This is a genomic window from Sphingobacteriales bacterium (assembly GCA_016706405.1).
In the GTDB taxonomy this organism is placed as follows: Bacteria; Bacteroidota; Bacteroidia; order Chitinophagales; family UBA2359; genus BJ6.
The window spans coordinates 200,614-221,246 of the sequence record JADJJT010000002.1 but is presented as its reverse complement, the minus strand read 5'-3'; the positions used below and the strand labels follow the sequence as shown (position 1 = coordinate 221,246).

Below are 20,633 nucleotides of genomic sequence, written 5' to 3'. Positions count from 1 at the left end.
GCAAGAAATGTTGCCTTTAAAATTTGCATGGCAAAAATAAATTTAAACTATACTAAACTAAAATTTTGCCTGCAACGCAATTTATGTGATTTAAGTTGGAATAAAATTAACAACTTACTGCTAATAAAAAAAAGTACTTAAATGACAAAACGCATTATTATAGAACTTCAATTTTCCGGAAACTGAGCTTAAACTAAAGGTTGTGCTCTCTTCAAAACAAACTATAACAAATTAGTTAATTACAGCAGCATTTTTCCATTTAGCCGCTACTTGTTTGCTTGTTTATGTGCTTGTCTTGTTTGCAATCTTCCCTACGCTGGTATTATCCGGGTCAGGTTCTATGGGTGGCATCTCAGCATGTGGCAATTTAATACATTGCATCTGCGCCCCGTTGCATGGCTAAAATAAAAGAATAATTTTGATGATATAATTAAATGAACAATGGGATTGTGCAAAGATAAGTGTTTTGTTTTAAAATAAACGCAAGTTAAAGTTGGTTTTGTCCGGAGGAAAAAATGTTTTTTTCTTATTGAAGCTGGTTTCGTTTTCTTTCCTCCGAAAAAGATAAATTAAGACGGGGTAATATCTATAAAAATTTTCCGGAAGTAATAGGCCGTAGCGTTTCTTATTCAAATCTGCTTTAAAATAGTTAATTTTGCTTGCTTTTTCCAATCATACAAACAAATATGGATATATTGCTTTCGGGATATACTGGCTTGGGCAATTTTGTTTTAAAAACGCCCATGTTACAAGCGTTCAAGCATATTTTTCCCGAAGCTAATATTGATTTTATTTGCGGAAACGACCCTGCTGTGGCCGAATTGGCTGCACTTCAACCGTCTTTAATCCGGAAGATACACTGGCTGCCAAATAATGCTACGTGGCAAACGAAAATGCAATTTTTTAAGAGTCAAATATTGCCGCTTCAATACAAGGCTATTATTTTACCTTTCGATGCGCAACCTAATTTTTTGTTAGTTGGCTCGTACATGGCCAAAATACCCCTGCGAATTGCCCATAAACCTGTTTATACCAACAAACGTACTTTATTTGCAAGGGCTATACAGCAATTTTTTACTATTTTTTGGCCAACTGCGCTCGTTCCTTTGTCAAAAAATCGGCACGAAACCCTGCTTAATATGGATCTTTTAACTGTCTTATTGCCAAAATTAGGGCAGTCGGCGGCGGCAATACCACCCATATTGCCAACAAGCATTAAGTTTGCCAATGCTATTGAATTGTTAGAAGGCTATGGGCTAACACTCAAGCAGTATATAGTGTTGCAACCTTGTGCGGCCAATGGCGAGGCAATAGTAAAAACGTGGCATCCGCATAATTTTGCTCAACTTATTAATAAATTACAAACACAGTTTGGGCAGTATAAAATAGTATTGGTTGGCTCGGCTGGCGACCGCAATGCCGCCCTACAAACCCTATTGCCCTTACTAAGTAACCCGCAAGATATTGTAAACACAATGGGCGAAACCAATATTAATCAATTGCTAAATTTATTGCAATATGCCCGGTTAGTTGTATGCCACGACTCTGGCGTTATGCACTTTGCCGATGCTCTGGCTACCCCCTTGCTGGCGCTTTACGGCCCCACCGACCACACGCGCACACGACCCCTGCGCCCAAGCTCGCACACCTTGGTTGCACAAGGCGAATGGTGTAATGCTATGGGCTATTTTGCCCTTACCGAGGCCGACCTTGCGGCAAAAGGTGTTAGCTACCAGCCTTTGCAAAGCCTAAGCGTTGAAATGGTTTTTGAGAAAATAATTCCATTTCTGAGGACAAAATAATTCCAAACTCTTAGTTCAGCCTTATTTCCCGTGGCAGTTTTTGTATTTTTTACCACTGCCACAAGGGCAAGGTTGGTTGGCACCTACTTTGGGCTGGGCGGAACGCAAGCGTTCTTGGTAATCTTCTTTGCTTAGCAAACGTGGGCCGGTAGTACGCTTGTTGGGATTGGCAGCCTCATTATTATCTACATCAGCGCCTTCATTTTCGCCGTTGTCGTCATTAGTACGGTTAGTTTGTGTTTGTTGACGTTCAGCCAATTCGCGTTGGCGCTGTTGACGTTCCATCTCGGCGCGGCGGCGTTGTTGCGCTTCGGCTTCTTCGGTAGATTGTTGTAAGATATGTGCCCTAAATAAAAAAGTGGTAATGCTTGAGTTTACACCCGTCATCATGTCTCTGAACAAATTAAAAGCCTCTTTTTTAAAGATTATCAAGGGGTCTTTTTGTTCGTAAACTGCATTTTGCACTTCGTTGCGCAGGTCGTCCATCTCGCGCAGGTGTTCTTTCCAAGCATCGTCAATAAAAGAGAGGACAACATTTTTTTCTAACTCGGTAACAAGATTAGCGCAATTTGTATCAAGGGCTTCCTGAATATCTATTACAATATTCATACCACGCCGGCCATCGGTCATGGGTACTGATATACGAAGATATTGGTCGCCGTGTTGGGCGCGGATTCGTTGTATTACGGGTAGTGCCTGTTGTTTAATATGGTTTACTTTTTCGGTATAGTGTTGTGCGGCAGCCTTGTAAAGGGTGTCTGCCACTTGAGCTTCGTTCCATGTAGCAAATTCGGTTTTATTCATAGGCGGCTCAATAGAAAAACAACGCATTACCTCTAATTGGAAAGATTCAAAATCGTTGCCGGGTTTAAAATTGAGCACTAATTCATCACTCAAATCGCGGAAAGTATTGGCCAAATCTACCGATAAACGTTCGCCAAATAAGGCGTGGTGGCGTTTGTTGTAAATAGCTTTGCGCTGAATATTCATTACCTCGTCGTAATCGAGCAGGCGCTTGCGAATACCAAAATTGTTTTCTTCTACCTTTTTTTGAGCGCGTTCAATGGAGCTCGTTATTATTGAGTGTTGAATTACCTCTCCTTCCTTGTAGCCAAATTTGTCCATAATTCCGGCAATGCGTTCCGAGCCAAATTTGCGCATCAAATCGTCTTCTAAAGAAACATAAAACTGGCTGCTTCCGGTATCGCCTTGTCGCCCTGCCCTACCGCGCAACTGGCGGTCAATACGGCGGGCATCGTGGCGTTCGGTGCCAATAATTGCTAATCCGCCTGCCTCGCGCACGCCTGGTCCTAATTTTATATCGGTACCCCGTCCGGCCATATTGGTAGCAATGGTTACTTTTCCGGGCAAACCTGCTTCGGCAACTATATCGGCTTCGCGGGCGTGTTGTTTGGCGTTAAGTACATTATGTTCTATATTGCGTTGTTTTAAATAGCGGCTTAATACTTCCGAGTTTTCAACGCTGGTTGTGCCTACTAATACGGGGCGGCCTTTTTCAACTAATTTGCTTATTTCAGTAACTACAGCGTTATATTTTTCGCGGCGGGTGCGGTAAATTAAATCTTGTTCATCTTTCCGGATAATAGGTTTGTTCGAGGGTATTACTATTACATCCAATTTATAAATTTCCCAAAACTCACCAGCTTCAGTTTCGGCAGTACCTGTCATTCCGGCCAATTTATGGAACATTCTAAAATAGTTTTGCAAGGTAATGGTGGCAAAGGTTTGGGTGGTAGCTTCAACGGTAACGTTTTCTTTTGCTTCGAGGGCTTGATGCAGGCCGTCGCTATACCGGCGGCCCTCCATAATACGGCCTGTTTGTTCGTCAACAATTTTAATTTTGCCGTCTATAATTACATACTCAACCTCTTTTTCAAAGAGGGTGTAGGCTTTTAGCAGTTGTGTTACGGCATGTAAGCGCTCGGCTTTTACGCTGTAATCTTGAATTAAAGTTTCTTTTTGTTGGGCTTTTTCTTCGGCTGTGATGCTTAGTTTATCAATACTGGCTAATGAAGCGCCTATATCCGGAAGTACAAAAAAGTTGTTGTCCTCGCCATCGCCGGTTATAAGTGCAATACCTTTATCAGTTAAATGTACCGAGTTGTTTTTTTCTTCAATTACAAAATATAGTTCGGCATCAGCTTCGGGCATACGGCGACTTTGTTGTTCAAGGTGGGCCGATTCGGTACGCAATAAAATTTGTTTTATGCCGGGTTCACTCAAAAATTTAATAAGTGGTGTATATTTAGGCAATCCTCTTTGTGCCCTAAGCAAGGCTAAACCGCCGGTGCGGTCATCTGCTTGGCCTGCTTCAATTTGTTTGCGTGCTTGGTTTAACAAGTCACGTACTAAGTCTTGTTGTTTTTTTACTATATGTTCAATCCGTGGTTTTAGGGATAGGTATTCCTCTTCGCCTGTTTTTCCGGTTGGGCCTGATATGATGAGTGGTGTTCGGGCATCGTCAACCAATACGCTATCAACCTCGTCGACCATGGCAAAATGGTGTTTGCGCTGCACTAATTCTTCCGGATGCCGGGTCATATTATCGCGCAAATAATCAAAGCCAAATTCGTTGTTGGTGCCATAGGTTATATCGGCCAAATAAGCTTGGCGGCGTTGGGGGGTATGGGGTTGGTAGCGGTCAATACAATCTACGGTAATATCTAAAAAGTTAAATAAGCCACTATTCCATTCGCAGTCGCGTTTTGCTAAATAATCGTTTACGGTAACCAAGTGTACGCCTTGTCCGGCCAAGGCGTTAAGGTAAGCAGGCAGGGTCGAAACGAGTGTTTTGCCTTCGCCGGTGGCCATTTCAGCAATTTTTCCTTGGTGTAGTACAATACCGCCAATTAATTGCACATCGTAGTGTACCATATCCCATTTTATAGTGTTACCAGCTGCCAACCACGAGTTGCTGTAAATTACTTCGTCTCCTTCAATAACAATATGGGGTAGTTTGGCAGCCAATTCGCGGTCTAATGGGGTGGCAGTAGCGCGCAGGGTTTCGTTCTCTTTAAAGCGCCGGGCAGTTTCGCGTACGGTGGCAAATGCCTCGGGCAGCAGGTCAAGTAAAATTACCTCTAATTGTTGGTCGCGGTCTTTGCGGCGTTTATCAATCTGGGCGTATAGGGTTTCTTTGGCGGCAATATCCGTATTAGGTAAGCTATTGGCGCGTTCTTGCAATACTTCAATATCGTTGTCCACATCGGCAAGGTAGGCGGCAATACGTTCCCTAAACTCTTGCGTCCGGGCTCTTAGTGCATCATTGCTTATTGAAGCTAAATTCGGATAGATTTCATTAATTTTATTTACCAAAGGCATAATTGCCTTAATATCTTTGTCTGATTTTTTGCCAAATAGCCCCTCAAGGACACGCAAAACAAAATTGGCCATTATATGATTAGGTTAGATTGAATTTTTTTGAAAAGAAAAAATAAAAACACAAGTAATGCGCATATTATAAAAAAATGCAAAAGCAGCAACCAAATTAAAATCCGGATAAACTGCCGTTTGAATGCTCAATTTATTTTACTTTGTGTTTGTAGGATTAAAATACTTGCAAATATCGTTCCGATATGTTTTTGGTGGTCAAATTTATCGTTCCTTAACTAAAAAACTGACAAGTTGGCAGTTATTCTTGTTTTTTGGAGTTTACTAGTACGGCCAACTCATATTTAGCGGCTTCGCGGGCCAGATAAGTATTTTGTTGGTTAAGCAGTACGCCGGCTAAAATTTCAATTGCCTCGGTATTTTGCCCTAATGCTGCTTTGGTTTTAGCATTTTCAATAAGTATTGCAGCCACCGATTCGCGGTCGCGCACAACGTTTAATGCTTGTGTTATTATGGTTTGCCGCTGTTGGTGGTCGGGGGTGCGCCTAATGAGGTCGTGCCATGCAGGGCCAAACTGAGGTACAGTTTTGGTTAGGTCTTCTAATTCTTTTGTGGCATTTTTAAGCGTATCGCGTTTAAAGGTTTTATATTGATTATATACAATGTACGCACTTCTCAAAAGGCTGTCGGGGTTAGCTAAATAAAATACTGCCCGCTTCGAGTCGAAATAGCCTTCCGGATAATAGTTGTTAATTATTTGATAATAATGCAAAGCGCTGTCTAAACGTGCGCCTAAAACGTAGTAAAAGGCAAGGTCGTAGTTAGGTTGAGGCCAGTCGGGCATTTGTTGTGCTGTTTGCCGCATCACTTGTAAATAGCCTTGTCGGTTTCCTTGCTGCAATAAATCTTTAGCTCGTTGATAATTATTTTTTGCTTCCTCCGGAATATACTTAGGCATTATACTTGAGTAATCGGTAACTCGTTTGGCATTTGCCAGGTCGGCCATAGTAACAATGCCTGCCGCCCCTTGGTACACTACTGTTTTGGCATCCTTTACATTAGCAGCGTTTGAAGTATTGGTATCGGCATTATTGGTTTGTGTGCCGTTTTGCTGCTGCTGCTGGCATGATAACAAAGATGATAATGCTATTAATAGTAAAGCAAGACAGTAATGCCTTGTAAATACATTATTACTGTTGTTTTTAGGGACTAACTGGGGCTTCCGGAAAAAAACATTCCGGATAGTTTTATCCATAAGATTCATATATTATATTTTGTTTTTCGTAGCCCATCTCTTGTAATCGTTTTTGAGCTTCGTCAAGCATATTATTCCAGCCGCAAAGGTAAAAATTAGCGGGCTGTTTTTGTGCATAAATTGCCTCGTAAATACTGTGTACATAGCCTTTTTTAATAGCCGGGTTGTTGGGTACGTCTTGCCTCGATAAGGCGGCATGATACTGAAAATTAGGTATTAATTGGGTTAACTGCTGCATTTCGTCGTAGTAAAGCAGGTTGTCGGCCATGCGTGTACCATAAATTAGGTGGATAGGGTAAGCTAAGGTTTGGCCTGTATTATGTATATTCCACAACATACTGCGAAAGGGAGCAATGCCGGTGCCGGTGCATATAAAACAAACCTCGCCCTGTTGTATATGGTTGGGCTTTAACGAAAAATGTCCTAAGGGGCCACGCATAGCAAGGGGTGTGCCTACGGCAGCCTGATTAAATAAATAGGTTGTACCAAGACCACCTTCGAGCAATGAGATTACAAACTCAATTTCGTTTGTACCATTTGGCGCCGAAGCGATAGAATAACTGCGCAATCGGGCGTGTTTTTTTTCTGCAATTGGCAGGTCGAAGGTCATAAATTGGCCGGGTATAAAATTAAACGGCTCGTTTTGTTCAAAGCGCACCCAAAAACGGCGCACTTTTTCGTTAACGGATTCAATACGGGTAATTTGCGTGTTGTGCCAGCTGCCAAGCATAATTGATGATGTATAAATTTAGTAAGATTAAGGAAAGGTGCGCAAATATAGCAGTTAAAGAAGCATGTTGATATATAATAAAAAACAGAAATTAAATTATTGCTGTTTAAGGTCTAAAATAATAGGTAAATGGTCGCTAAAGCCGCCTACATATTTCATGCCAATATAGGTCCGGAATAAGCGGTCGCCTAAGCGAATATCTTCTTGTTCGAGTAGCCATGGGGCGGTAAAAATTTGGGCGTTTGCGTGGGTAGTTGCAAGCCCTTTGGTGCGCAGCAGCAAATTACCCGAAACGACAAATTGGTCTAAAATTGTCCAGTGTTCTTCGTATTTATGGGTGCCCTCGTGCCAATTTTTAAGTCGCGGGTGCATAAGGTTGTATAAGGCGGTTGTGGCAAATTGGGTTGTATCAGGTCGGGCATCCAAATCGCGCAGCACACTTTCTTCGTTTGGGGGGTCGTTTAGGTCGCCCATAATAATAATATTGGCCTGTGGATTTTGTTTTAAAATAGTTTGCACATAATTTTTTAAAGTTATAGCGGTATAGGTTCGTTTGGGGTCGGTTTCTAAATGCCCGCCAAATCTTGATGGCCAATGGTTAACAAATAAATGAAGGGTATCGTGCCGATTATTATTAATACGGCCCTGAACATATAAAATATCGCGGGTGGTAGCGGCTGTATCAAATGGAAATTTTATTTGGATGGCTTCGTGTTTTAGGGGAGTAAATTTATCGGGGCGGTACAGCAGGGCAACATCAATTCCGCGCCCATCCGGACTTTCGTAATGGATAAAATCGTATTTGAATTTCCGGAGAGGTGTTTTGCGGGTTAAGTCAAGTAAAACCGAATCGTTTTCAATTTCGCACAAACCCAGCACTTCAATTGGCTCCCATCCGCCTAAGGCGTTAATTACCTTGGCTAACATGCGTTGTTTTTGCCAGTAACGCCCCCAGCCCCAGCCCTTAAGTCCGGTGGGGGCAAACTCGTCATCTTTTTTATTAGGGTCGTCAGTTGGAAGCATTAGGTTTTCTACGTTCCAAAAGCCCAGCCTAAATGCAGAATTACCGCGTATTTCGTCGTTAAAATCGGGGTTTGGTCGTGCCAACATATCGCCCAACGAATCGGCGGGGCTTATATTTTGGTCGGTAGTGGTTTGTGCCACAACCAACTGTGTGGGCAATGCTAAAAAACAAGCAACAGTATATACCAGCAAAAAAGCACAACGAAAATTCACGACAAACAATTAATTAAATAAATATTTTTTTAGTTATAACTGGTGACTTACTTAAAAATTTTCCGGATTTATAAAAATCTGGGCTTTACCTGCCTGCAATGATTGCTTGTTTCAATTTATTTACTTGTATTAGAGCCATCATGCCCTTTATATCTTATAATTCAATTAATCAAACTGGTTGTTATAGTCGTAATTGGCATCTCCGGGTTTTGGTACGGGTGGTTTTGGTGTTCCGGTCGAGTCGAGGGCGGTCGAATCTATAACACCGCCTTCTAAAATATCATTTTTGGCGGTAGGCAGATCGTAGCGGGTACACGCTAAATCAAAATCGATATTTTTGGGTATCGGGAAGCGTGCTTTTTCCGAGACATGTAAGGTTGAGTCGGCATACACTCGTTTCATAAAATAGGCCCATATTGGCAAGGCCATGCTTGCACCTTCGCCTAAGGCGGTGCTTCTAAACCGTATTGCCTTTTCATCGCCACCCACCCAAGCGCCGGCAACAATTTGCGGTGTACAGCCTATAAACCAGCCATCGGAGTTGTCGTCTGTGGTTCCGGTTTTGGCAGCTACTTCCGAGTTAATGCCATATTTGTAACGCAACCTTCCTGCCGTGCCACCGTCAACAACGCCTTTCATTAAACTAAGCATGGCGTATGCGGTGCGTTCGTTCATAACTTCGGTTTTTGATACCGGAAATATTTGAAGCAAATTGCCGTTTTTATCTTCAATGCGAGTTATAACCATTGGCTTGGTGTAAAAGCCTTTGCTGGCGTAAGTGTCGTAAGCGCCTACCATTTCAATCACTGAAATATCGGCCGAGCCAAGACATATCGAGGGTACGGGCTCGAGCTTGCTTTCGATACCCATTTTTTTGGCTAAATCTATTACGGGTTGCGGGGTAATTTGTTTCATTAAATAGGCCGATACCCAGTTTATAGAGTAGGCTAAGCCCTTGGTTAGCGGTACTAATTGCCCCTCGTAGTAATGCGATGAGTTTTTGGGCGACCAGTTGTCGTACTCGGGGAAAGTAACCGGTATATTTGGCACTTTGCTGCAAGGTGCCCACCCGTTTTGTACGGCAACCGTATAAACTAATGGTTTAAAGGTACTGCCCACTTGTCTTTTGGCGTGTAAGCCAACATTGTCGTATTTAAAATGTTTAAAATCAATGCCACCTACCCAAGCCAATACATGCCCCGAATCGGGTTCGAGGGCTAAAAATCCCGTATGAAGCAAATATTTAACATATTTAATCGAGTCAAGAGGCGAAAGTGTCGTATCAATTTCGCCCTTCCACGAGAAAAGGTTCATCCGGATGGGTTTTTCAAAGATGGTTTTTATTTCTTCTTCTGTTTTTTGTTGAATTTTATGCCATTCGTATCGCTCCGAATTAACTACGGCGCGGTATAATAGCTCGTTGGTGCCGTACCAAGGGTTATCTTTTTCAATGGCAGCGTTGGGCAGGTCGTACCAAGGCGTTTTGCCTTTCCAATGTTCGTAAAACTTTTTTTGCAAAGTGGGCATGTGCTCGGCAACGGCTTCTTCGGCGTATTGCTGCATGGGCGCACTAAGGGTTGTATAAATTTTTAGGCCATCTTTATAAATATCGTAAATACTGCCGTCTAATTTTGGGTTGTCTTTAGCCCATTTTTTAACTTCTTGTTTAATATGTTCTCTGAAATAGGTCGCCAAACCTTCGTCGTGGGCGGTAGGTTTAAAACGCAGTTCAATGGGTAATTGGCTGAGTTGCTCTTGTTCGGCTGCGGATAAATATCCAGATTGCTGCATGAGGCTAAACACTAAATTCCGGCGTTTTTTAGCGTTTTCCGGATTTGATTTTGGGTTGTACTTTGTACTCGCTTTTAGCAATCCAACCAAAATAGCTGATTCTTGGGGCTGCAGTTCTTTGGGTTCAACGCCAAAATAGGTATTGGCAGCCGTTTTGATACCGTAGGTATTTTGCCCAAAAAATACCGTATTAAAATACATGGTAACAATTTCATCTTTGGTGTAGCTACGCTCTAATTTTATGGCAATAACCCATTCTTTAAACTTTTGAAAAACGCGCCCTATTTTATTTTTTGGTTTGTTATGAAATAGGTTTTTAGCTAATTGTTGGGTAATAGTACTGCCGCCGCCTGCCGCATCGTTGCTCAAAACCAAAGTTTTTACAAATACCCGTCCTAAGCCATAAACATCAATACCTGAGTGGTCGTAAAAGCGTTTGTCTTCGGTGGCTACCAAAGCATTTATCAGGTGTTTGGGTAGGTCTTTAAACTCTACATTAATGCGGTCTTCGTCGTAATATTTGCCCAGTAAAACCCCTTCGCGTGCGTAAACCTCTGAGGCCAAAGATGTTTTGGGGCTTTCGAGTTCGGTAAATGAAGGCAACGAACCTAAGAGGCCCATTGATACCGCCCAAAAAAACAAAAATAAAAAGGCAATACTGCCAAAAAATATTTTCCATAAAAGGGCAATTTGCCTGCCCCAAGGATGGTTATTTAAATAGGTTTTTACGACAATATACGGCTTGCTGTTTGTAAAGACAGAAGGCAAGGGAAGTTTCATAATAAAAGTAAGATAGAATTGGCCAATAATACCAAGTTTTAAAAGGCAAATTTCGGTATTTTTTTCCGGATATGCGCTATACTATTACTTCACCACTGTTACAACAGCAGTCTATATAATTAACCACATAGACACTTAGAAGTTGTATAAGCATTAAAAGGTGTGACGGTTTTAAACTCTTGATACTAAAGAAACTCTTAAGGTAAAAACAGACTACGAAAATCTAAAACAGATTTATTGACGACTTAGTTTCGCAATTACTTCATAGTTCCAAAATGGTTCCGTCAACTAATTTTTAAACAACTTCATTAAACAATAGTTCGGTCAAAAGGGCATAAAAAAAAAGTAAAATTCTTATTTTTGGACTTGAAAAACAAAAGACAATTTTTACCTTATCAATTACTATTTACATGGAAACCCATTAATCAAACAAATAACTTCAATAATTAGCAAACTTCACATATTAAAATGTCTTGTTGTCTAAATTTTACTGAACTATTGAAATAAAGCTATCTTTGTAGTGCCATGTGCTTTAATTTGTTCGTAAACCATTTAAATATCCGGAAAAAAAGAAGTATCAAAAGTGGACAACAATAATCAAATTTAGAGCCTGTCTAAATTTTATTTTCTAATTCTATTAAGCATTAATTTTATCATGGCAAGTTGGATCATTGTCTGGCTCGTTTCGGTTTGGAACTCAAAGTCTTTACTCAATCTTCGATAGCTTTCGAGCCATGCAAAAGTTCTTTCAACAATCCATCTTTTGGCAATACTTCGAATTTCGAGGCTGTATTCGATCTACTTACAACCTCAACCACCCACCCAAACGTTTTGCGGGTATTTTCAATTAACTCGCCTCTATACCCGCCATCAGCTACTATCTTTACCAATCTGCAAAACCTGCCTCTGAGGTCAGCTATAACCATTGGGGCTGATTTACTGTCATGCTCATTTGCCGCATGAACCACAACCGCTAAAAGTAGTCCCATTGTATCTACAATAATATGCCGCTTTCTGCCTTTAACTTTTTACCCCCGTCAATCCCTCTGCACAAGCCTCCGACGCTTGTTGTCTTTACGCTCTGGCTATCAATTATACCAACACTTGGCGATGAAGCCCTGCCTGCTTGCTTTCGAGTCTTATCCCTGAGTATTTCATGGATGAGTTCTATCGTCCCATCCTTCTTCCACTTGGTAAAATAGTAGTAAACAAGCTTCCATGACGGAAAATGGAACGGCAGCATGCGCCATTGACAGCCAGTTTTAAGCAAATAGAACAGCGCATTAAAAATTTCTCTTAAACTGTGTTTTCGTTTCCGTTTGTCGTCTAAAATGCCTAATATTGCACTCCATTGACTATCGGTGAGACTGCTTGGGTAGGTTTTCATTTTACTTTATGTGTTTGATTTTCATAAAGCTATGAATTATTATTTAAACGTCAAACTGATAGTCTTTTATTCACATCTCTTTTAATAACTTTTTTCCTATCAATTTTTAGGACTGGCATGCCAATTTTTAATTTTTAGACAGTCTCTTAATATATGAGCGAACAAATCAAAAAATTTAGCGTTAAATTCTATACTATACTGCTTAACTTATTGCGTGAATTATGAAAAAGAACTACGGCCTTTTACTTTTTTTCCTTTGCCTTTATAGCCTTGGGGCTTTAACTGCCTGGGCGCACGGCGGCGATGATGGCCACACACACGCACATGATGAAGCCGACGAAGCCGCCTCAAAACCGGATGAGCAAGCTTATTTTACTTACGAAGCAACCACCGAAAAATATGAGCTTTTACTGCGCTATTTGCCCATAATGCCCAACAAGCCGGCTGAGTTAACACTTTTTATAAGCAATTTTGCCACCAACCAACCCATTAGTGGGGCAAGTTTACAAGCATCGGCCAGCCCCAAAACTGCCCGCCCCATTGATTTTGACCAACACGAGCCAGGTATTTACCACCTCGATGCAGTTTTTAACGAAGCCGTACCGCACAATTTAACGGTTATCATAACAAAAGGCAGCCTTGGTCCCGACACCTTAAAATTTAACCAAATAGCAATAGGCGAGCAGCCTGCGCTAAGTACAACAAGCGCAACTACTGCCAACCACGACGAACACGACCATGAGCATGAGCACGCTTGGTACACCTCGTTATGGCTTTGGATACCCCTAAGCTCAATTTTGGGTATGCTGCTAATGTGGCTGCTAAATGCAAAAATAAATAAACGCAGCAAATATGTAGGACTATGGCTATTATTGCTCAATTTTTGCCTTAACCCGCAATTGACCAATCCGGTGCTTGCACACGGCAACGATGAGGATGCTCAAAACGCCCCTACATCAACATCCGGAAAATTTAGCGACGAGTTTAGCATCCCAAAAGAAACACAATTTATATTTGATATAACCACCGACCTAACTGCTACAGGAAAATTTGACCAGGTTTTGAATTTATTTGGTACAGTTGTACCCTCAAGCAATGGCCGTGCAATAGTTAGCTCGCCGCAAACAGCGCGCATAACAAGCCTTAAAGTAAAAGTTGGACAAAGCGTTAAAGCAGGGCAAACTTTGGCTGTAATTGAACAGTTTGTTGACCTAAACACGCAAGCCGCCATTTTGGGCAATCAGTCGAACCAATTAGCCATAGAAAGTGAGCTAAATACACTAAATGCCGAGGTTGTTGCCGCAAAAACCGCCCTTAGCCGCTTGCAAGCTATTGAGGATATTGCCGCAAAAAAAGACCTTGACGAGGCAAAACTTAGGTTGACAAAAGCCGAGAAAAATTTAGAACTTTACCTTAAAACTCGTAAATCTGGAATTACCACTTTCGATAAAACACTCTCGCTTAAAGCACCTATTGACGGGGTTGTTGAGCCATTTTTAGTTAGCAATGGCTCGTCTATAACCGCCGGCCAAGAGGTGTTTACCATTACCAATATTAAAACGGTATATGTTGAAGCACAATTTTTTGACAAAGACGCCGATAAATTAGCCAAAGCTACCTCGTACTCGGTTGAGTGCGCCAACAACGACCATAAAACAAAAGCTGTTAAATTACTTTCAGATGCGCAAATGATTAATCCCAGCAATCAGTCGCAAAAAGTATTGTTCGAGGTGGCAAATCCGGATAAAGATTTTAAAATTGGCGAATTTGTAAACATCCGGATTACTACCGGCGCAGCTGAAAATCAGCTAAACCTGCCCAACAGCGCTATCAATGAAATTAACGGCAAACCTATTGTTTTTGTAAAAAAATCAGCCGAAAATTATGCCATGCAATTAGTGCAATTAGGCCAAAACAACGGGCAATATACTTCAATTCTTAAAGGATTGAACGAAAACGAGCGCATTGTAAACAACGGCACTTACCAACTAAAAATGATTTACCTTAACCGGTAAAAATACCATCCGGATAAGGTTTGGCTTTTACAAATTTGCTATGCTATTATTTGCTGTAGCTGTAGCAAATCGTCAAGGGTTTCGCGGCGGCGAATAAGGTGGGCTTGCCCGTTTAGCAATAACACTTCGGCGGGGCGGGGGCGTGCGTTGTAATTCATAGCCATTTCGTAGCCATACGCGCCTGCATTATAAAATGCCAGGACATCGCCCTCTCTGATTTCGGCCATTTGCCTATCCCAGCCAAAAGTATCGGTTTCGCAAATATAACCCACAATAGTGTATATTCGGCTTGCCCCTTGCGGGTTCGAAAGGTTTTCGATTCGATGATAAGCATCGTAAAACATAGGGCGAATTAAATGGTTAAAGCCGCTGTTTACACCTGCAAAAACGGTAGCGGTAGTTTGTTTAATAACATTTACCGGTGCCAAAAACACCCCCGATTCGCTAACTAAAAACTTTCCTGGCTCGAACCAAAGCGCTAAATCGCGGCCATAGTCGGCACAAAAAGCGTTAAATCTTTCGGTTAATTGTTGGCCAAGCTGGGCAATATCGGTAGAAAAGTCTCCGGGTTGATACGCTACTTTAAAGCCACTGCCAAAATCAACAAATTGTAAATCTTTAAAATAACGTGCAGTATCAAACAATATTTCGGCGCCGTTTAAAAATACGGCTATATCTTTTATTTCGCTGCCGGTGTGCATGTGTAAGCCCTCAACGCGAATACCCAGCGATTGCACAATACGCTCGACGTGCCGCATTTGGTAAATAGAGATGCCAAATTTACTGTCAATATGTCCGGTAGCAATTTGATGATGCCCTCCGGCGTAAATATGTGGGTTTATCCGGATGCAAACCGGCACCGAATTGCCGTATTTTGCTCCAAATTGTTCTAAAATTGAAATATTGTCTATATTAATATGTACGCCAAAATCAACTGCCTTGCTAATTTCGGCAATTGAAACGCAGTTAGGTGTAAATATTATTTGATTAGGTGCAAAGCCGGCCAATAAACCAAGCTGTACCTCTTCAATAGATACAGTATCTAAGCCTGCGCCCCAGCTCCGGAAAAGTTTTAAAACATTAATATTACCCAATGCTTTGCAGGCATAATTTATGCGCACCCGCGTACCCGCAAACGCCGCTACAAGTTTATTGTATTGCCGCAGCATAATATCGGCATCGTACACATATAAAGGCAACCCAAATTCGTTGGCAAGTTGTAAGTAATATTCGGCATTAATTTGGCGAGGTGTTTGTTGCGTTTGTGTGTCCATTTAAATAAATAAATTTAATCCTATCGGTTTTTTGAAGGGCAAAATTAAAACATTTTTTTCGCGAAATATAAATTAGTTTATTTAACAATATTTTAATTCTTGTTGAAATCTAATTCTCGTACGAAACAAATCAAAGGCAAAAAACGATTATTCCGGAAAAAAATGGCTTTTTTAATCTATAATTTATGTACCGGGTTTAAGGTTGGCAAATATTTCTTCCTCAACCAAACCACAAATAATATGTCCTAACAATAAATGAGCTTCTTGTATTTGAGGGGTATTATTGCTGGGTACGTTTAACAAATATTGGCATAATTGGGCCATTTTGCCGCCGCCATGCCCAGTAAAACCAATGGTAACTACACCCATTTCGTTGGCTTTTTGCACGGCTTGTATAATATTTGGCGAATTGCCCGATGTAGAAAATGCCATTAGCACATCCTTCGGCTGCCCAAACCCTTCCACTAACCGCGAAAAAATATGGTCGTAGCCATAATCGTTGGCTACAGCAGTTATGTAGCTGGTATTAACAGTAAAGCTTTCGGCAAATAAGGGTGGGCGGTTAAAATTAAAACGCCCCGACAACTCGGCAGCTAAATGTTGGGCTTGGGCTGCGCTTCCGCCATTACCACAAAACCAAACCCGTGCGTGGTGTTGTTTATAGGCCGTTACTATGGTTTGCACAACTTGAGAGGCAGTAGTTAACAGTAAATCGTCATTGTAAACAAGCTCAAACACTTTTAGCGATTGGCCAACCGTTTGCTTAATAGCAGGTAGATAAAAATTAGCGTTAGGCATGAAATATAATAAAATAAAAAGTGTAATAATTAAGTATTGTTGGTTCGTTGACCACTTTTTCGATACCCATTTTGCAATAAATATCCGGTTAAAAGCAATAAGCACAGCCCAAGTGGGTACTGAAAACGGCTGTCGTATTCGGTAACTGCTACCTCCTCAAAGTTCGATTTTTCCAATTTGTTTAAACTTCGTAATAAGTCTGTTATTTCGTCTCCGCTGCCGTCATTTAAGGCAAAATACTGGCCATCGTCTGCTTGGGCAACAAGGTTTCGCAATGCATGGTCGTTTAGTGCGGTGTTTACCGTTTGGCCATTTTCATCTTGTTTAAGGCTATAGCGCTGGCCATTTACATACACCGGAATTGGTGCGCCTTGAGTTGTGCCTACGCCTATTGCATATAATTTTATTTGTTGTTGTTTGGCTTGATTCAGGGCTTCATTTAATCCGGATTCGTGGTCTTCGCCGTCGGTTAGTAGCAGCAGGGCTTTGGTTTTTGCTGCGTTATTATTTTGGGTGGCTGCGCTGGTATCGGCAAATAGTTGGGTGGCCACTTCAATGGCTTGGCCTATTGCAGTGCCTTGTGCGGGTACAATATCTGGCGATACCGTTTTAAGCAGCAGGCGTGCCGCGCTATAGTCGGTTGTTGGTGGCAATTGAACATAGGCGTTTCCGGCAAAAACAATCAAGGCAATGCGGTCGCCCGCTAAGCGGTCAATCAGGCGATTAATTAGTTGTTTGGCGCGTTCAAGGCGGTTAGGGCTAATATCTTCGGCCAGCATACTTTGCGACACATCTAAAGCCACTACCAAATCAATACCTTGCCGTTTAATTAGCTCGGTTTTAACCCCAAACTGCGGATTTACCAAGGCCATAACACCAAAAAACACGATACTTGTTAGCCGCCACAATTGTTTCCGGATAGTTGCCGGATGGTTGCCGGATAAATTTTTGACGACTAAATCCGAATCGCCAAATTTTTGCAACGTTTTTTTCCGCCAATAGTCATAAGCCCAAGCCAATATCCAAATACACGGAATTATAAAAACAAGCCAATAAATGTACTCGGGGTGTTGCAAACGAAACATAAACAAACAAGTGCTAATCGCTTATGTTAGCTTGTCAAAGATTAGCAGGGGGCAAAATTAGCAATGAAAACTCAAAACTTTTGAAAAAAATGGGTTTATGCCCAAGTAATCTGGCTTAGATAAGGTTGTAAAATACTTGGTATCTTTTCAAAATCGTACAAAGCTATGCCTAACAAAAAACCTCCGCCACCTGCGCCACAAAGTTTGAGGTAAAATTGTTTACTGTCAAGCCCTTGTTGCCACAGGGCGTGCCATTTTTCGGGCACTAATTCGGGAAAATTAGCTAATTGTAAGGCCGAAATCTTTTCAAAGTTCTGTTCTAAGGTAGTTTTGTCTTTCGCAATAAAGGCAGCAGCGGCTTGTTGTGCATGGAGCGAAATTTGGTTTAGCAAAATGGCTTTCACCTCCGGATTATTTTCTATTTTATAGCGTGTTGCTTCAACTAATTGTCCGGTAAATCGCCTTACTCCTGTATCGAATAAAAAAAAGCGCAAAGCACTTAAATTGTTGGTTATTGATTCTGGCAATAATTCTAAATTCTCTTGATTTTTAAGCAAAACAGGTTGCTGCATATGCGAGATAAAGGGGTCGAGTCCCGAACTGTTGTAATGATATATTCCCTCAATAATAGCTAAACTCTTCCGGATATTTGCGTAACTGTTTGCATCGGTATTATTGGCATTTTTTTCTGACGGGGTAATATTTCGGCAAAACCTTTCGTAAAAGGCAGCCACTACCGCTCCCGAGCTACCCATACCGTAGCCGTTTGGTATGTTCGAGTCGAAAATGAGGCCAGCCCGCAAGGCATTTTTAAACGCGTTTAGGCGCAACTCGCAGCCCAGTTTACTAAGTTCGGTTTGTAAACCGGGTAGTTTTGCACAAAAATCGTGGAGTTGGTTATTCGAGTAATGGGGCAAAATTGCTTCGTCGTGCCATTTACCCCAAAACTGCTTGTATGGAACGGCAAGGCCAAAGCCATTGTAAATAATTGAATACTCGCCAAATAATAAAAGTTTGGCGGGGTAGCTACGTTGTTGGTGTTGAAAGGGTGGGCTCAAGAAGTGCTTGTGTTTTTAAATATGCTTGGTACGAAAGGTATCTTTCGGCATCTAAAGCGGCCATACATCCGGTGCCTGCGGCAGTTACTGCTTGCCGGTAAATTTTATCTTGGGCATCGCCGCAAGCAAAAATGCCGGGTATATTGGTTTTGGTGCTTCCTTGTTTGGTTATTAGGTAGCCTTCGTGGTCCATATCGAGCCATCCTCTAAAAAGGGTAGTATTTGGTTCGTGTCCTATGGCTACAAAAAATCCGGTTATGGCAATTTCGCTTAGTTCGTTGGTTTTATTATTGCTAATTTTTATGCCTACTACCTGATCTTTATCGTTTCCTAAAACTTCTTCTGTTTCGGTGTTCCAGTATAATTTAATATTTGGCGTACTTAACACGCGGGCTTGCATTACTTTTGAGGCGCGCATTTCGTTGCGGCGTACTAACATGTGTACTGTTTTGCACATTTTAGCCAAATAAAGGGCTTCTTCGGCGGCGGTATCACCAGCGCCAACAATGGCTACCTCTTGATTGCGAAAGAAACTACCATCGCATACGGCACACGCCGACACGCCTCCTCCTGCATCGCGCAGGCGTAGTTCGCTGGGCAAACCTAACCATTTGGCCGAGGCACCGGTAGCAATAATAACAGCATCGGCGGTAAACAATTGGCCATCATCTAACCATATTTTATGAGCAGTCCCCGAAAAATCAACCCGTTCAACAATACCAAATCGTATATCGGTACCCATGTGTTCGGCTTGCTGTCTAAAATCTTCCATTAATTGAGGCCCCATAATGCCCTTAGGGTATCCGGGAAAATTTTCAACATCAGTCGTATCCATTAATTGACCGCCCATTTTAAGTCCGGTATATAAAACAGGTTTTAAGTTTGCGCGTGCTGCATAAATGGCGGCAGTATAGCCCGCAGGTCCTGAGCCAATAATTAAACAGGGGATGTGTTCGGTGTTATTATTCTGTTGCATAATGGTTAAACATTTTAATACTTTATTTGGTTCGCAAAGTTATGCGTTTTAGCCTAAATTTTAGTTGTTTAAAAAAACATAGGCGACCAACAAGTAGAACGGCAAACAAATTTTTATTTATTTAATTTTATCGTTGTGGGTGTTGCCCCCGATAAAGTGATAGTGGTATTACGGCGAGGCGTATTGTTTACAATGACCATAACATTAACTTGGTCGCCTTCATTTTTAGGTAGCCGAGCCACAAAACTACCCACGTCGTTGGTTTGGGTGGTGGCAAACCCGTTATCAATTACAACTTGGGCGTTAGCTACGGGTTTGCCCGAATCGCTAAGTACAGTGCCACGCCAAACAAGGGTATCAACAAGGGGCGCCATAGCCACTGTAATAGTGTGGCTTTGTTGGGCGGTGCTAGCGCTTTGCTGCTGCACTTTCCATGGCATATTTTCTTCGGCAACAATTGCCAAGTTTTGAGTTTGGTAGCTGGCGGGAATATGCGTAAAAACGGCTTTCCCCTCGTTATTTAAAGTTTGTGCGGGCAAACGATTGTTGCCAAAAACAGCAGCAATTTTTCCGGATGTAATAGGCTGCCCCAAACCTTTGGGTCCATGGGCAAATACAATCAACTCAAAGGTGTCAGATGGCGGTGTAGTCGTATTTTTATTTCCGGGAATAACCCATTTCCAAACTGCCCATCCCAAGGCCAATATACCAATAGCCAAAAGCAAGAACATAAAAGGAAAGTTTTTACTATTACTTGCTTGTGGGGCTGCCCGTTCATCTTTAGTAGTATTACCTGGCTGCTCGTTAACTAAATTAAGTAATTGGTTATCGGCAGATGGTGCAAGATTATCGCTACATACCAATAATATTTGGCTGATGCGGGCAATTTCAAGGTCGGCATCGGATTTGGCAATTACGCCTTGCATTATTTGTTGTTGGCAGGTATTGTAGCGGCGTTGTAATTGAATAGCAATTTGTTGTAACTCGGTATAATTAGTTTCATCGGCAAATTTTTGTAAAGCTAAACACGCGGCTGACAAATTGCCTTCGGCTACCCATTTTTTAAGTTCGGTACTGGTAGTAAGGGCATCCATA

The 20,633-nt window shown here is 41.7% G+C and carries 13 protein-coding genes, 1 pseudogene and 1 riboswitch; of the genes and pseudogenes, 2 read left to right on the top strand and 12 right to left on the bottom strand.

The genetic code is table 11. From position 1 onward, the window contains the following. Positions 1-289: 289 nt before the first annotated feature. Positions 290-400: riboswitch (TPP riboswitch) on the bottom strand. 286 nt (positions 401-686) lie between these two features. Beyond that, complete coding sequence (locus tag IPI59_07255) at positions 687-1,802, top strand: glycosyltransferase family 9 protein (GenBank protein MBK7527335.1); 1,116 nt, start codon at positions 687-689, stop codon at positions 1,800-1,802. Positions 1,803-1,823: 21 nt separating this feature from the next. Here the strand turns inward: IPI59_07255 and secA are convergent, their stop codons facing one another. The 6 genes and pseudogenes from secA to IPI59_07225 all read right to left on the bottom strand — a co-directional run bounded on the left by secA (position 1,824) and on the right by IPI59_07225 (position 12,332). Continuing rightward, positions 1,824-5,216 (bottom strand): preprotein translocase subunit SecA, encoded by a 3,393-nt coding sequence (gene secA, locus IPI59_07250; GenBank protein ID MBK7527334.1) that lies wholly within the window; start codon positions 5,214-5,216, stop codon positions 1,824-1,826. 238 nt (positions 5,217-5,454) lie between these two features. Next, positions 5,455-6,417, bottom strand: a complete 963-nt coding sequence (locus IPI59_07245) for a hypothetical protein (protein MBK7527333.1) — start codon at positions 6,415-6,417, stop codon at positions 5,455-5,457. Further along, positions 6,401-7,138 carry an FAD-dependent oxidoreductase gene (locus IPI59_07240; GenBank protein ID MBK7527332.1) on the bottom strand — a complete coding sequence of 246 codons (738 nt, stop codon included), beginning with the start codon at positions 7,136-7,138 and terminating at the stop codon, positions 6,401-6,403. Before IPI59_07240 ends, IPI59_07245 begins: the two co-directional genes overlap by 17 nt. A gap of 96 nt (positions 7,139-7,234) precedes the next feature. Then, on the bottom strand, positions 7,235-8,374 hold the full coding sequence (locus IPI59_07235) for an endonuclease (protein ID MBK7527331.1): 1,140 nt from the start codon (positions 8,372-8,374) through the stop codon (positions 7,235-7,237). 165 nt (positions 8,375-8,539) lie between these two features. Then, positions 8,540-10,945 carry a transglycosylase domain-containing protein gene (locus IPI59_07230; protein ID MBK7527330.1) on the bottom strand — a complete coding sequence of 802 codons (2,406 nt, stop codon included), beginning with the start codon at positions 10,943-10,945 and terminating at the stop codon, positions 8,540-8,542. Between the two features lie 621 nt (positions 10,946-11,566). Beyond that, a pseudogene (locus IPI59_07225) lies at positions 11,567-12,332 on the bottom strand (IS5 family transposase). A gap of 221 nt (positions 12,333-12,553) precedes the next feature. On the opposite strand from IPI59_07225, the gene IPI59_07220 reads away from it, so the two are divergent. Beyond that, positions 12,554-14,347: an efflux RND transporter periplasmic adaptor subunit gene (locus tag IPI59_07220; protein ID MBK7527329.1), complete on the top strand. Its 1,794-nt coding sequence runs from the start codon at positions 12,554-12,556 to the stop codon at positions 14,345-14,347. A gap of 38 nt (positions 14,348-14,385) precedes the next feature. Here the strand turns inward: IPI59_07220 and lysA are convergent, their stop codons facing one another. The 6 genes from lysA to IPI59_07190 all read right to left on the bottom strand — a co-directional run bounded on the left by lysA (position 14,386) and on the right by IPI59_07190 (position 20,632). Next, positions 14,386-15,621 (bottom strand): diaminopimelate decarboxylase, encoded by a 1,236-nt coding sequence (gene lysA / locus IPI59_07215; GenBank protein ID MBK7527328.1) that lies wholly within the window; start codon positions 15,619-15,621, stop codon positions 14,386-14,388. 183 nt (positions 15,622-15,804) lie between these two features. Beyond that, positions 15,805-16,419, bottom strand: a complete 615-nt coding sequence (locus IPI59_07210) for an SIS domain-containing protein (GenBank protein MBK7527327.1) — start codon at positions 16,417-16,419, stop codon at positions 15,805-15,807. 29 nt (positions 16,420-16,448) lie between these two features. After that, positions 16,449-17,504: a VWA domain-containing protein gene (locus tag IPI59_07205; GenBank protein MBK7527326.1), complete on the bottom strand. Its 1,056-nt coding sequence runs from the start codon at positions 17,502-17,504 to the stop codon at positions 16,449-16,451. A 95-nt stretch (positions 17,505-17,599) separates the two neighbouring features. Then, a complete protein-coding gene (locus IPI59_07200; protein ID MBK7527325.1) occupies positions 17,600-18,562 on the bottom strand; it encodes a hypothetical protein in 963 nt (320 codons plus the stop codon). Next, complete coding sequence (gene trxB, locus IPI59_07195) at positions 18,531-19,538, bottom strand: thioredoxin-disulfide reductase (protein ID MBK7527324.1); 1,008 nt, start codon at positions 19,536-19,538, stop codon at positions 18,531-18,533. The genes IPI59_07200 and trxB overlap by 32 nt, the downstream gene beginning before the upstream one ends. 113 nt (positions 19,539-19,651) lie before the next feature. Beyond that, positions 19,652-20,632 (bottom strand): carboxypeptidase regulatory-like domain-containing protein, encoded by a 981-nt coding sequence (locus IPI59_07190; GenBank protein MBK7527323.1) that lies wholly within the window; start codon positions 20,630-20,632, stop codon positions 19,652-19,654. Position 20,633: the final 1 nt, after the last annotated feature.